Source organism: Rhodoferax sp. (assembly GCF_011391645.1).
Taxonomy (GTDB): Bacteria; Pseudomonadota; Gammaproteobacteria; order Burkholderiales; family Burkholderiaceae_C; genus Rhodoferax.
In genome coordinates this window covers 1-12,951 of record NZ_JAABQC010000082.1, presented here as the reverse complement: position 1 = coordinate 12,951, position 12,951 = coordinate 1, and the positions used below count along the sequence as shown (strand labels likewise).

General features: G+C 58.0%; 18 protein-coding genes and 1 tRNA gene. 3 read left to right on the top strand and 16 right to left on the bottom strand.

What is annotated here, in order from left to right:
- The coding region (locus tag GPS82_RS10595) for a biotin synthase (RefSeq protein WP_296494359.1) at window positions 1-751 on the bottom strand (751 nt) is incomplete at its 3' end.
- 133 nt (window positions 752-884) lie between these two features.
- Here GPS82_RS10595 and GPS82_RS10590 point away from each other — a divergent pair.
- Both GPS82_RS10590 and GPS82_RS10585 read left to right on the top strand, forming a co-directional pair.
- Window positions 885-1,484, top strand: a complete 600-nt coding sequence (locus GPS82_RS10590; protein WP_296494357.1) for a ComF family protein — start codon at window positions 885-887, stop codon at window positions 1,482-1,484.
- A 26-nt stretch (window positions 1,485-1,510) separates the two neighbouring features.
- On the top strand, window positions 1,511-2,023 hold the full coding sequence (locus GPS82_RS10585) for a tRNA (cytidine(34)-2'-O)-methyltransferase (RefSeq protein WP_296494354.1): 513 nt from the start codon (window positions 1,511-1,513) through the stop codon (window positions 2,021-2,023).
- A 432-nt stretch (window positions 2,024-2,455) separates the two neighbouring features.
- Here GPS82_RS10585 and GPS82_RS10580 read toward each other — a convergent pair.
- The 8 genes from GPS82_RS10580 to GPS82_RS10545 all read right to left on the bottom strand — a co-directional run bounded on the left by GPS82_RS10580 (window position 2,456) and on the right by GPS82_RS10545 (window position 8,497).
- Window positions 2,456-2,531 (bottom strand) — tRNA-Thr (locus GPS82_RS10580).
- A gap of 53 nt (window positions 2,532-2,584) precedes the next feature.
- Window positions 2,585-3,109: a ClpXP protease specificity-enhancing factor gene (locus GPS82_RS10575; RefSeq protein WP_296494350.1), complete on the bottom strand. Its 525-nt coding sequence runs from the start codon at window positions 3,107-3,109 to the stop codon at window positions 2,585-2,587.
- A 17-nt stretch (window positions 3,110-3,126) separates the two neighbouring features.
- Window positions 3,127-3,738: a glutathione S-transferase N-terminal domain-containing protein gene (locus GPS82_RS10570; RefSeq protein WP_296494349.1), complete on the bottom strand. Its 612-nt coding sequence runs from the start codon at window positions 3,736-3,738 to the stop codon at window positions 3,127-3,129.
- A 107-nt stretch (window positions 3,739-3,845) separates the two neighbouring features.
- Window positions 3,846-4,535 (bottom strand): cytochrome c1, encoded by a 690-nt coding sequence (locus GPS82_RS10565; protein ID WP_296494347.1) that lies wholly within the window; start codon window positions 4,533-4,535, stop codon window positions 3,846-3,848.
- A 15-nt stretch (window positions 4,536-4,550) separates the two neighbouring features.
- Window positions 4,551-5,951, bottom strand: coding sequence for a cytochrome bc complex cytochrome b subunit (locus tag GPS82_RS10560; protein ID WP_296494345.1), 1,401 nt, complete (start codon window positions 5,949-5,951; stop codon window positions 4,551-4,553).
- A 12-nt stretch (window positions 5,952-5,963) separates the two neighbouring features.
- On the bottom strand, window positions 5,964-6,581 hold the full coding sequence (gene petA / locus GPS82_RS10555; RefSeq protein ID WP_296494344.1) for a ubiquinol-cytochrome c reductase iron-sulfur subunit: 618 nt from the start codon (window positions 6,579-6,581) through the stop codon (window positions 5,964-5,966).
- Window positions 6,582-6,666: 85 nt separating this feature from the next.
- Window positions 6,667-7,737 (bottom strand): 4-hydroxythreonine-4-phosphate dehydrogenase PdxA, encoded by a 1,071-nt coding sequence (gene pdxA / locus GPS82_RS10550; protein WP_296494341.1) that lies wholly within the window; start codon window positions 7,735-7,737, stop codon window positions 6,667-6,669.
- 1 nt (window position 7,738) lies between these two features.
- Window positions 7,739-8,497, bottom strand: coding sequence for a Nif3-like dinuclear metal center hexameric protein (locus GPS82_RS10545; RefSeq protein ID WP_296494340.1), 759 nt, complete (start codon window positions 8,495-8,497; stop codon window positions 7,739-7,741).
- Between the two features lie 182 nt (window positions 8,498-8,679).
- Between GPS82_RS10545 and GPS82_RS10540 the strand changes: the two genes are divergently transcribed.
- A complete protein-coding gene (locus GPS82_RS10540; protein ID WP_296494337.1) occupies window positions 8,680-9,822 on the top strand; it encodes a trypsin-like peptidase domain-containing protein in 1,143 nt (380 codons plus the stop codon).
- Here the strand turns inward: GPS82_RS10540 and tatC are convergent, their stop codons facing one another.
- The 7 genes from tatC to hisI all read right to left on the bottom strand — a co-directional run.
- A complete protein-coding gene (gene tatC / locus GPS82_RS10535) occupies window positions 9,823-10,626 on the bottom strand; it encodes a twin-arginine translocase subunit TatC (protein ID WP_296494333.1) in 804 nt (267 codons plus the stop codon). It lies immediately after the preceding gene.
- Window positions 10,626-11,099: a Sec-independent protein translocase protein TatB gene (tatB, locus tag GPS82_RS10530; protein ID WP_296494330.1), complete on the bottom strand. Its 474-nt coding sequence runs from the start codon at window positions 11,097-11,099 to the stop codon at window positions 10,626-10,628. Before tatB ends, tatC begins: the two co-directional genes overlap by 1 nt.
- Window positions 11,100-11,141: 42 nt before the next feature.
- On the bottom strand, window positions 11,142-11,381 hold the full coding sequence (tatA, locus tag GPS82_RS10525) for a Sec-independent protein translocase subunit TatA (protein WP_296494328.1): 240 nt from the start codon (window positions 11,379-11,381) through the stop codon (window positions 11,142-11,144).
- A 67-nt stretch (window positions 11,382-11,448) separates the two neighbouring features.
- Window positions 11,449-11,823: a histidine triad nucleotide-binding protein gene (locus GPS82_RS10520; RefSeq protein WP_296494325.1), complete on the bottom strand. Its 375-nt coding sequence runs from the start codon at window positions 11,821-11,823 to the stop codon at window positions 11,449-11,451.
- The gene (locus GPS82_RS10515) at window positions 11,820-12,245 is read right to left on the bottom strand and encodes a hypothetical protein (protein WP_296494322.1); all 426 of its coding nucleotides are present in this window, start codon (window positions 12,243-12,245) and stop codon (window positions 11,820-11,822) included. Before GPS82_RS10515 ends, GPS82_RS10520 begins: the two co-directional genes overlap by 4 nt.
- On the bottom strand, window positions 12,242-12,634 hold the full coding sequence (locus GPS82_RS10510) for a phosphoribosyl-ATP diphosphatase (protein WP_296494320.1): 393 nt from the start codon (window positions 12,632-12,634) through the stop codon (window positions 12,242-12,244). The genes GPS82_RS10515 and GPS82_RS10510 overlap by 4 nt, the downstream gene beginning before the upstream one ends.
- A partial coding sequence (hisI, locus tag GPS82_RS10505) for a phosphoribosyl-AMP cyclohydrolase (protein WP_296494317.1) occupies window positions 12,634-12,951 on the bottom strand: 318 nt, incomplete at its 5' end. The genes hisI and GPS82_RS10510, both read right to left, overlap by 1 nt.

Below are 12,951 nucleotides of genomic sequence, written 5' to 3'. Positions count from 1 at the left end.
GCATGGCACTGTTTCCAATGGCGCGCAGCAACTGGCCGTGCCAACGGCGACCGCGCAAAGCGCCAAAGCGCGCCACATGAAGATTGCGCCCGAGACCCCGCAATTCCTGCAACATGCGCTGGGGCGACTCAAACGTGAGGGTGATGCGCTCCATGTCCATCACCGGCTCGGCAAAGCCGGACGCCACCAGCATGTCACCCCAATCATGCATGTCGGTAAATTCATGGCTGGGTGCAGGCCAATTCAGGGTCTGATAAAGCTCGCGCAATTCTTTCAGGGTATCTGGCCCCAAACATGAAAACATCAAAAAACCATCCACCGCCAGAGCCTGATGCCACTGCTGCAGCAAGGCCTGAGGCTGGTCGGACATGTGAAGGCTCATGTTGGCCCACAGCATCTGGGCGGGCTGCGTCACCTGCGTGACCACCTGGGGCCTGGGCTGCAACCAACGCTGCGCCTGCCACCAGGGCGGGGTCAAAGTCTGCGCAAGATGCCCCGCCCGTTGCGGGTTGGCTTCGACCAGGGTGCAGGCCGCCTGGGGATAGCGCTGACGCAGCAGCGCATGGGCGTCCAGCCCCCCGCTGAGCGGCGCCCAATGCACCCAACTTTTGGGCTGAAACTTGATCCAGTCAAGCCGTTCCTGCATGCGCTGCGCCACCTCCTCATGCAACCAGGCGGACACAGCCGCAGGCCGGTGCAGCCAGCGCCGGGCAGCCGCGGGGTCAACAGTTGGAGGAGATTGATTGGCCATGTCGCAATTGGAAAAGAGACGCGAGTATATTGACTGTATGTTCACAGGTTTGTTTTCAAGGATGTTGCGCCCGCCCGCGAGCCAGTGCCGGGTCTGCCATAGCTGGCCGGCGCAACCCGTTTGCAATTCCTGCGTGGCGGAGTTTGCCCAGCCGCAGCACCGCTGCAGCACCTGCGCCCTGCCCTTGCCAGCCAACCAGCCCCAATGCGGTGCCTGCCTGAAGACTCCGCCGCCGCTTGACCTGTGCCTGGCGGCTGTGTGCTACGCATTTCCGTGGGCGCATCTGATGGCCGACTTCAAGTTTCATGACCAGCCCGCCCTGGTCAAGTTCTTTGCCAACCTGCTCAAAGCCACGCCCTGGGTTGAGCCCTCAATTGAAGCCGCCGATTTGCTGTTGCCCATGCCGCTGTCGCAGCAGCGCTTGCGGGTGCGGGGCTACAACCAGGCGCTGCTGTTGGCGCAGCAACTCCACGCCCGAAAAACCCGCGCCGATCTGCTGCTGCGCATGGTCGACACGCCCGCCCAACACACCCTCAAGCGCGCGCAACGGCTGACCGGCCTGGCTGATTCTTTTGCCGTGGATCCACTGAAAGCTTCACATTTGCGAGGTGCGCGCGTGTTGCTGGTTGATGACGTGATGACCACGGGCGCGTCGCTTTACGCCGCTGCACGCGTGCTCAAGGCGGCGGGGGCCGCCCACATCACAGGTCTGGTGATTGCACGCACCGAATAACACCCGGCCTGCACGACAATGCTGCCATGTTCCACATTGTTCTGGTCGAGCCCGAAATCCCGCCAAATACCGGCAACGTCATCCGCCTGGCCGCCAACACCGGGTGCACCTTGCACCTGGTCGAGCCTCTGGGTTTCTCCATGGACGACAAGCACATGCGCCGTGCCGGGCTGGACTACCATGAATACGCCACCGTCAAGCGCCATGCCAACTGGCAAACGTTTCTGGACGACGAGCAGCCCTCGCCTGAACGCCTGTTTGCGCTGACCACCCGCGCCAGCCAGAATGTGTTCAAGACAAGCTTCAAGCCTGGCGATTACCTGGTTTTTGGATCCGAGACCAAGGGCCTGAGTGACGCCGTGCGCCAGTCATTTGCTCCCCCACAAACCCTCAAACTGCCGATGATGCCCGGCCAGCGCAGCCTGAACTTGTCCAATGCGGTGGCTGTGACAGTATTTGAGGCGTGGCGGCAAAACGGCTTTGACAGCCAGTCACAGGTCAAAGCCCCATCGCCACTCGCGCCAAACTGCAAACTCTGATCCACACCCAACTGGGCGACTGGATCACCCAGCAACCCATAGGCTGGGAGCCCGACCTGAACGATGGCGTGCGCATGAATATCCGCCCGTTTGTAGAAGCCGGTTTGCTTCCTATTCCACGCGCCAAAATTGACATCAAGTGGAAAAGCGACCGCGGCAAAGGCGCGGCCATGAAAAGTCCCGACCTATCCGGTTGAGAAAGGTTGCTTCGAAATTTATTTTTTTACCCAGCCAACGACTCGTTCCACCCCCCCGATTGAGCCAACTCGCCGGAAGAAGGTACTGAAAGCTCAAGATTGGGTGGCCAAAGCTCCGTTGCCGACGATTTCCCCATGGCGTGAGTTCTCAACCGGTGTCAACCGGATAGGTATGCTGGGCGCACATGAAAAAGGCCTCCGAGTATCGCTACTTGGAGGCCTTTGGACTATCTAATGGTGCCGATTATCGGATTCGAACTGATGACCTACCGCTTACAAGGCGGTTGCTCTACCAACTGAGCTAAATCGGCGGTGACTGCATTTTACATGGCAGATTCGCCACTGCTTCAGGCTGGATGCCTGCTTATTTGATGCGTGTCAGTGTGGGCCGTGCCGCTGTTTTGATTGAAGCAGGTGCTTTTTTCGCTGGTTTTTTCTTGGCGGCAGAAGCTGCCACCGGCACGCTGGCCAGGTGTGATGGCGACGGCTCAGCACCGGATTCGTCCTGAGCCTGCGCGTCGTCTTCTTGCAAGGAGCTGGCGTGCTCAGCACCCTGCGGCTGCAGACTGGCTTTTGGAAACGCCATGCCCTGACCGTTTTCGCGCGCAAAAATGGCCAGCACCCGGTCCACCGGAACCATCACATCGCGGACCACGCCGGCGAACCTGGCCTTGAAAGCCAGATAGTCGTTGCCAAGTTGCATGCCGGTGGTGGAGTCGTAACTGATGTTGAGCACAATTTCGCCGTCTTTGACGTATTCGCGCGGCACCTGGACGGCAGCGTCAACCGCCACTGTCACATAGGGCGTCAAACCATTGTCGGTGCACCATTCATGCCAGGCACGAATCAGGTAGGGCTGTGACGACGTCAATTTAATCACGGGCTTCATGGTGTTTGCGGCGCCGTTTACTTGCGCATGACTTTCTCTGACGGTGTGAGCGCTTCAATGTAAGCCGGGCGTGAAAAGATGCGCTCGGCATATTTGAGCAACGGCGCGGCGTTTTTGCTGAGTTCGATGCCGTAGTAGTCAAGGCGCCACAGCAGCGGCGCAATGGCCACGTCGAGCATCGAGAAACCCTCGCCCAGCATGAATTTATTCTTCAGAAAAACCGGAGCCAACTGGGTCAGGCGATCTCGTATGTGAGCCCGGGCTTTTTCAAGTGCCTTTTCATTGGTTTTGGCATGGCGGGATTCGAGCGTGACCACATGAGTGAACAACTCTTTCTCAAAGTTCAGCAGGAAAAGCCTGACGCGCGCCCGGTCGACCGGGTCTCCGGGCATGAGTTGCGGGTGCGGAAAGCGCTCATCAATGTACTCATTGATGATGTTGGATTCGTACAGAATCAAGTCACGCTCGACCAGAATGGGCACCTGACCGTAGGGGTTCATGACATTGATATCTTCGGGCTTGTTGTACAAGTCAACATCGCGGATCTCAAAGTCCATGCCCTTTTCAAACAGGACAAAACGGCAGCGATGTGAAAAAGGGCAGGTTGTGCCCGAATAAAGCACCATCATGATGGAGACTCCTAAAAAAGTAAAAGAGCGGGCGGCTGTAACGCTGCCCACTCTGAAGGAGTGAAGTACGCAGCCCGAAGGCTGTGCACCAACCCGCGATAAATAGATTACTTGATATCTTTCCAGTAAGCCTTGTTAAGTTGCCAGGTGAGAACTGTCAGTCCGGCAAGGAACAACAATACCCACATGCCGATGGTCTTGCGCATGGTCTGGGCTGGCTCAGCCATCCACTGCAGGTAATTCACCAGATCACCCATCGTTTGATCGTATTGGACTGGGGTCATGCTGGCCTGCATTTCCCACAGCACATGCGGCATGGCCACGTTCGGGAAAACATGGTTGTTCCAGCCGGTGGGCTTGGTGTCGTCCTTGTAAAAGCCGCGCATGTACGAGTAGAGGTAGTCGGCACCTGTGCCACCCGCCCCGGCCCGTGAACGGGCGATGACGGTAAGGTCTGGGGGGTTGACGCCAAACCAGGCTTTAGCCTGTTGCGGGTCAATGGCTGCCTTCATGGTGTCGCCAATTTTGCTGTTGGTGACCAGCAGGTTGTCCTTGATCTGCTCCTGCGTCAACCCGATGTCGGTCAGGCGGGTGTAACGCATGAAAGCAGCCGAGTGGCAGTTCAAACAGTAATTAACGAAAACTTTGGCGCCGCTTTGCAGGGCAGCCATATCGGTGATCTTGTCCGGAGCCTTGTCCCAGGCCGCGCCGACAGCGGCGGCATGCGCGCCAAAGCTCAGGCCGCAGGCCATTGCCACACCGAGAATAATTTTTTGAGTGAAACCCATGATTTTCATTTTTTGTTCTCCTGCTCAATGCGCCGTGAAGGTGACACGGCTTGGCACTGGCTTGAAAGTACCGAGGCGACTCCACCAGGGCATCAGGATAAAGAAGCCAAAGTAGAACAAGGTGCCAAACTGGGAAATGCGATTGGCAATGTCTGACACGGGTTGGGTTCCCAGGTAACCAATCACAAAGAAGTTAATTACAAAAGCGGCGTAGAGGTACTTGTGCCAGGTCGGGCGATAGCGAATGGACTTCACTTCGCTGTTGTCGAGCCAGGGCAGGAAGAACAAAATCACCACACCACCGCCCATGGCCACCACACCCCAGAATTTCGCGTCGATGGCCAACATCATGGCAATCACGACGGCAGCACCGCCTACGACCAAGCCCTTGAAGATCATTGGCATTTTGATTTTGAACACAGCCAGTGCCGCACCCACCGCCACACAGGCCATCAACACGTACATCATCTCGGCAGTGACGGCCCGCAACAGGGTATAAAAGGGCGTGAAATACCAGACCGGTGCAATGTGCAGCGGCGTCTGGAACGGATCGGCTGGAATGAAGTTGTTGTACTCAAGGAAGTAGCCGCCCATTTCAGGGGCAAAAAACACAATGGCTGAGAAAACAAGTAAAAAGACACTGACGGCAAAAACGTCATGCACCGAATAATACGGATGAAATGGAATGCCATCCAGCGGGACGCCGTTGGCATCTTTGGTTGCCTTGATCTCAATGCCGTCCGGATTGTTCGACCCCACTTCATGCAAGGCAATGATGTGCGCCACCACCAGGCCCAGCAGCACCAGCGGCACGGCGATGACGTGGAAGCTGAAGAAACGGTTCAAGGTGGCATCACCCACCACAAAATCACCACGAATCAGCAGCGCCAGGTCGGGGCCAATCAGCGGGACGGCTGCAAACAGGTTCACGATCACCTGAGCGCCCCAATAGCTCATTTGGCCCCACGGCAACAGGTAGCCCATGAAGGCCTCAGCCATCAAGGCCAAAAAGATGCCGCAACCAAACAACCAGATGAGTTCGCGCGGTTTGCGGTAGCTGCCGTACATCAGGCCACGGAACATGTGCAAATAAACCACCACAAAAAATGCCGAAGCGCCTGTTGAGTGCATGTAACGAATCAGCCAGCCCCAGGGCACATCACGCATGATGTACTCGACCGAGGCAAAGGCCAGGGCGGCATCCGGCTTGTAATGCATCACCAGAAAAATGCCCGTGACGATCTGGATCACCAGCACCAGCAGCGACAGCGAGCCAAAGATGTACCAAAGATTGAAGTTTTTCGGCGCGTAATACTCACTCATGTGCTCTTTGAAGAGCTTGGAGAGCGGAAAGCGGTTGTCAATCCAGTTCAGGGTTTTGGCGCCAGCCGAAGCGTTAGGGGAGATTTCGTGAAAAGTAGCCATGTTCAATAGTCCTTAGGCTTTTTTGTCTTCACCAATGAGCAGCTTGGTGTCTGAAAGATACATGTGCGGCGGCACCTCGAGGTTGTCTGGCGCCGGCTTGTTTTTGAAAACACGACCCGCCAAGTCAAATGTGGATCCGTGGCAAGGGCAGAAAAATCCACCCTGCCAGTCGTCGGGCAAGGAAGGTTGCGGGCCGGCCGTGAACTTCTCTGACGGCGAGCAACCCAGATGCGTGCAGATCCCAACAACCACCAGATATTCTGGCTTGATGGAACGGTTTTCGTCCTTGCGGGCATATTCAGGCGCTTGCTCTGTTGGCTTGCGCTGCGACATGGGATCAGCCAATTGGTCATTGAGCTTGACCAAGGCAGCCAACTGCTCTGGCGTGCGTCGCACGATCCAGACCGGCTTGCCGCGCCACTCCACCGTCATCTTCTCGCCAGGCTTGATAGCGGAAATATCGGCCTCGACCGCAGCACCGGCGGCTCTGGCCCGCTCCGAGGGTTGAAACGAGCTGACAAAAGGGACGGCAGCGGCAATACCGCCCACTGCACCGGCACAACCAGATGCAATTAGCCAGGTTCTTTTACTTGGGTCGACGGGGCCGCTTGCGGCGAGCGTTTCACTCATGAGAATCCTCAATGGAAATGATGATATGGATAACAGTGTGCGATTCTACCGGAGCCGTTTGCCTCAAGGTCATTTGGAGCGAAACTCAGGTCGAAGGGATGAGCTGACGCGCCATGCGAATGGCTTCAATCAGGCTTGCCGCATCGGCCTGTCCGGTACCCGCAATATCGAAAGCGGTGCCATGATCCGGGCTCGTGCGGATCAGCGGCAAGCCCAGTGTCACATTCACACCTTTGTCCACACCGAGGTATTTGACAGGAATCAGCCCCTGATCGTGGTACATGGCCAACACCACATCAAATTCACCGGGGCGGCCAGATGAAGCCCGGGCACGCATGAACACCGTGTCGGGTGCGATCGGGTCGCTGGCCATGACGCCTTGGGCACGCGCCGCCAGCACGGCGGGGCCAATGATGTCCAGCTCTTCCCGGCCGAACAGGCCCCCCTCACCCGCATGCGGGTTCAAACCGGCCACACCGATCCGGGGTGCGCGACCCAGTACCGCCTGAAGAGAGTGGTGCGTGATCAACAGGGACTGCAGCACTTGTTCAAACGTGACCGCCGTCAACGCCTGTCGCAACGCCATATGAATGCTGACCAGCACCACACGCAGTTCGTCGTTGGCCAGCATCATGCGCACCGGCAATTGCGCCACCGAGGTCTTGCCATGCGCAGCCGCCAGGGCTTGCAGCAGTTCGGTGTGACCCGGATACGCGTCGTAGGGCGCACCGGCCAGAGACAGCGCCGCCTTGTTCAGCGGCGCGGTGACCATGGCCGCCACCTCGCCGCGCAACGCGGCATTGGCTGCCCAGACCACACAATCGCCTGCAAGTTGCCCCGCCCGGGCACTGATCTGGCCAAATGGGACTGGCGGCGCACCACCCAAAGCCGGCGAACTGATCTGCCAAACGGGCACACATCGGGGTGGGCAATCAAGCGCTTCATGCACCTCGGACAACTCAGCCAGCGGCAAAGCCACACCGTCCCCGGCCACCACACGCGCCGCCCGGCGCAGGGTGGCCACATCCCCCACCACAAAGCAGCCACGGGTAAGCTCCGGCGCCTCCAAGAACGCCTTGACAATGGTTTCGGGGCCAATGCCGGCAGGGTCGCCCAAAGTGATGGCAATGGGAAGAGCAGGTGCGAATTCTGTCATGTCAGGCCGGGTTGTCGATGTTGATGAACTCATGCACCAGGCCCAACTGGGCGGCCACATGGGAAGCCACGGCAGGTGCACCATAACGTTCGCTGGCATGGTGGCCGCAAGCCAGATAAGCCACACCGCATTCCCGCGCGTAATGGGCTTGCGGCTCTGATATCTCGCCGGTGATGAAGGCATCGGCACCGGCTGCCATGGCGGCTTCAAAATAGCTCTGCGCGCCGCCCGTGCACCAGGCAATTTTTTGAAGGGGCCGAATGGCAGAATCCACCAGCACAACCGACCGATTCAATGCCTGTTTGATGTGCTCGGCCAAGGCTAGTGACGACGCAAAAGGCAGACCATCGGCCCGCTGGCCCAGCCAGCCCAAGTCTTGCTCGCCAAAGCGCGACTGCGCAACCAGGCCCAATTTCATCCCAAACTGGGCGTTATTGCCAAGCTCGGGATGCGCATCCAGCGGCAGATGGTAGGCAAACAGATTGATGTCATGCGCCAGCAACAAGGCCAGGCGCTGCTTCATCCAGCCGGTGACGCGGCCGTCCTGGCCACGCCAGAAAAGACCGTGGTGAACAAAAATGGCATCGGCCCGGGCTGCAATGGCGGCCTCGATCAGGGCCTTACTGGCCGTGACGCCGGAGACAATTTTGCCCACTTGGCTGCGCCCTTCCACCTGCAGTCCGTTAGGACCGTAGTCACGAAAACGCTCGGGTTGCAGCAACGCGTCAAACGCCTGCAAAAGTTCGGCTCGTTCACACATTTCGGGGGCGACTCCTTGGGTTGATGGATGATACGCGGACAGAGCGGGCAGGGCCAAAGCCGACCCGTTTCCCCGCTCTACGGACATCCACCAGGCTGCAGCGCTTGAAATGGGTCATCACACCTACAATTTACTGTCCTATTTCTTGTTCCATTTTTGCCAGGCCACGAGCTTGTATTTCCATGAAAAGATTTTGGTTGTTGTTTTCACAGTCTGTCACGGTGCTGCTGGCCGCCTATTTTGTGGTGGTCACGCTCAAGCCAGCCTGGCTTGATGGCCGCGGTGTCAGGTCGGCAACCGTCGCACTGATAGAGGCACCGGCCAGTACAGCAACAGCCATTCCACCCGGGAGCTTTCGACTTGCAGCGCAAAAATCATCGTCAGCCGTGGTTAGCATCAACACCAGCAAGAATGCAAGATCGGGCCCGCACAACGCAGATCCGTGGTTCAGATTCTTTTTTGGCGAGCAAAACAATGCACCTCAAGTGGGCCTGGGCAGCGGCGTCATTGTGAGCGCCGACGGCTATCTATTGACCAACAACCATGTGGTGGAAAGTGCTGACGAAATTGAAGTGGTCCTCAACGACAGTCGCCGCGCCACGGCAAAAGTGATCGGCACTGACCCCGAATCCGATCTGGCCGTGCTCAAGATTGAACTGGATCGGCTGCCAGTGATGGTTCTGGGCAACTCAGACAGCTTGCAAGTGGGCGATCAGGTGCTGGCCATCGGCAATCCGTTTGGCGTGGGTCAGACCGTCACCAGCGGCATTGTCAGTGCCTTGGGGCGCAACCAGTTGGGCATCAACACCTTTGAGAACTTCATCCAGACTGATGCCGCCATCAACCCCGGCAACTCCGGCGGTGCGCTGGTGGACATCGACGGTAATCTGCTGGGTATCAACACGGCCATTTACTCGCGCTCGGGCGGCAGCATGGGCATTGGTTTCGCCATTCCCGTGTCCACAGCCAAACTGGTGCTGGAAGGCATTGTGAAAGACGGTCAGGTCACGCGCGGCTGGATCGGCGTGGAGCCCAACGAGTTGACGCCGGAACTGGCGCAAACTTTTGGCGTGACTGCGAAGCAAGGGGTGATCATTACCGGCGTGCTACAAAACGGTCCGGCCGCTCTGGCTGGCATGAAGCCGGGCGATGTCGTGACCGGTGTGGCAGATCGCGAAGTTCGCAACGTGGCCGAGTTGCTGAGCCAGGTGGCAGCTCTGGAGCCCGGCACGGCCGCCGCGTTTGAGGTGCAGCGCGCAGATGGCAAGACGACCTTGCAGGTGACGCCTGGTGTACGACCAAAATCGCGTCAGAGAGCGCAGTAATTAGTGCTCTTGGCTTGAACTTCCGGTCGTTTCGGTGGTGTCTTCTGGCACCTTAGTATGCCGCATGAAAATTTGCGCCGCCCAGATGCCCACCTCGTACAACAAACACATCGGAATTGCCAGCGCCAATTGCGACACCACATCGGGTGGCGTCACGATGGCCGCAATGATGAAGGCCAGCACGACAAAATAGCCGCGAAACTCCTTGAGCTTTTGAATGCTGAAAATACCCATGCGCGCCAGCACCACCACCACCACGGGCACTTCAAACGCCAAGCCAAAGGCAAGAAACATCGACAACACAAAGCCCAGATACGCCTCGATGTCAGGCGAGGCGGTGATGCTGGCAGGGGCAAAACTTTGGATGAAGGCAAACACGCGGCCAAACACAAAGAAGTAACAAAACGCCACGCCAATGAAAAACAGCAGGGTGCTTGACACCACCAGCGGTAACACCAGCTTCTTTTCGTGCGAGTACAAGCCCGGGGCCACAAAGGCCCACAATTGGTAGAGCACCACCGGCAAGGCAATCATGAAAGCTGCCATCAACAGCACCTTGAGCGGCACCATGAACGGCGAAATGACCGATGTGGCAATCAATGTGGCACCCTTGGGCAGGTGCGCGACCAGCGGGGCTGCCATCAGGTCGTACAGCGCGCCAGGCCCCGGATAAATACCCAGCGCCACAGCGACCACAGCAACGGCTATGAATGCCTTGACCAGACGGTCGCGCAACTCGACCAGGTGCGCCACGAACGGTTGCTCGGAGCCCGCGAGCTCGTCTTTTTTGGAGGAATCAGTCATCAGTTGAATCTGGTGGGTCGAAACCGCGCAACCCTGGCAGCGCCCGACAGGGCTTTGGTGCGCACACCGGCGCGTGCCTTGAACCAGTTCGGGGTTGCGCCCTGTTTGAGGCGCCAATTTTTCTTGGGGTGACGATATTCCGGGGCGGGTTCAGGAATTGTGATTCGGCCATCAGAGCCAGTCTCGGAAGCCACGCTGGTGGCATCTGCCCAAGTTTTCTCAAATTCGGACGCGCTGGTTTGCATCGACTGGCTGACGTCTTTGGCGGCGCTCACCACCGAGTCCTTCATTCGTTTGAGCTCATCGAGCTCCATGGAGCGGCTGACTTCTGCCTTGACATCGCTGACATAGCGCTGCGCCTTGCCAAGCAGGGTGCCCACAGTGCGCGCCACACGCGGCAATTTCTCAGGGCCGATGACAATCAAGGCCACGGCGCCGATCATGACCAACTTGGAAATGCCCAGATCAATCATGTGAACCTTGCGCTAAACCACAAGCCACCCACCACGCCTTGATCACGACTTCTGCTTGGCGTCCACGTCGATCGTGGTTTTTTCAGCGCTAGCGGCGTTCGTGACCTTGGCGGCCTCGTCGGCCTTCTCTTCAGACGCAGATCCACCGTCTTTCATGCCCTCTTTGAACCCCTTGACAGCACCACCGAGGTCGCCGCCAAGATTTTTGAGTTTTTTGGTACCAAATACCATGATGACAATCAACAGAACAATCAACCAATGCCAAATAGAAAAAGTACCCATCGTGGTCTCCTAGTGAATCCGGGAATTTTAAGGGGCGCGCCTGATTGACGCGCCAGAAAGAGAAAATTTAACCCCGCAACCAGGGGCGCGGGCCCCCCATCACGTGCACGTGCAAGTGGTGCACCTCCTGCGCACCTTCGGCACCGGTATTGGTCAGCATTCTGAAACCACCCTCGGGGTAGGGATTGCAGCCTTGCTGCAAGGCCAGTTTGGGAATCAGCACCATCATGCGGCCCATCATTGCCGCATGCTCATCGGTGAGCAACGCCATGGATGGAATATGCAGCTTGGGAATCATCAGGAAATGCACCGGCGCCCACGGGTGAATGTCGTGAAAGGCGTACAACTCATCGTCCTGATACACCAGTTTTGACGGGATTTTGCCCGCCACAATTTTGCAAAACAGGCAATCCGGATCACTCTGCACCACGTGCTCAATCATGCGGGGATCTCCATTGGCAAACCCTTGTTCAGGCGCACCATGCCGGACACAATGCGGTACAGGAACCAGATAGAAATGGCCAGCCACGCCAGCCAGCCTGGCAAAAAGAGCAGCAACCACAGCGGCGCCGTGACCAGATACAGCAGCGCCGCGATGATGACCGTGCGGATGCGCCAGCGAAAATGTGAGGCGTGCCAGGTGCCCTCGGCGTCGCCGCGCTTGACCAGGTCGATCACCAGAGCAATGATGAGCAGCATCGGACCAAACTGGCCACCGGGAATCAAGGCGCCCACCGCCACAATCAAATGCAGGACGTAGCTGACCGTTCCCCAGGCGTTGAGCCCATTGAGCGTTTGCACGTCGAGTTCACGCCACTCGGGCTCACCATTGGGGGAGTTTGGCGTGGTGAAATTCTGGTTCATGAGCTTTCTCCTTGAGGCCTGGCCTCGCGCGCCAAGACCTGGCGCAAGGCCTTTTCTTCCAGACCGCTGGTTCCTTCGCGGCGCTGCAGTTCGGCAATCACATCAGCCGGACACAGGCCGTAATGGGCCAGCGCGATCATGCTGTGAAACCACAGGTCGGCCACTTCACAAACGATCTTGCCTTTGTCACCCCCGTGGTCGGCATCCTTGGCTGCCATCACCACTTCGGTGGCTTCCTCGCCGATTTTCTTCAGAAAGGCATCCGGCCCTTTGTGCAACAGTCGGGCCACATAGCTGGCTTCGGGGTCGCCACCGCGCATGGGCAGGCGCGACTCGATCACCGCCGCCAAAGCGGCCAGGGAATCAGTGGAATTTTTTTCAGGGGACATCAGCTTTTATAAATGGTTTGGGGATCTTTCAGCACCGGATCAACGACTTTCCAGGCGCCATTGTCATACACACTGAAAAAACAGCTATGCCGCCCGGTGTGGCAAGCCAGTCCCGGCGTGTGGCCAGTTTGGGTGACCTTGAGCAAAATCACGTCGCTGTCGCAATCCACGCGGATCTCATGCACGGTTTGCACATGTCCGGATTCCTCGCCCTTGAACCACAGTTTGCCACGCGAACGGCTGAAATACACCGCGCGGCCCAACTCGGCGGTTTTTTGCAGCGCCTCGCGGTTCATCCAGGCCATCATGAGCACGTC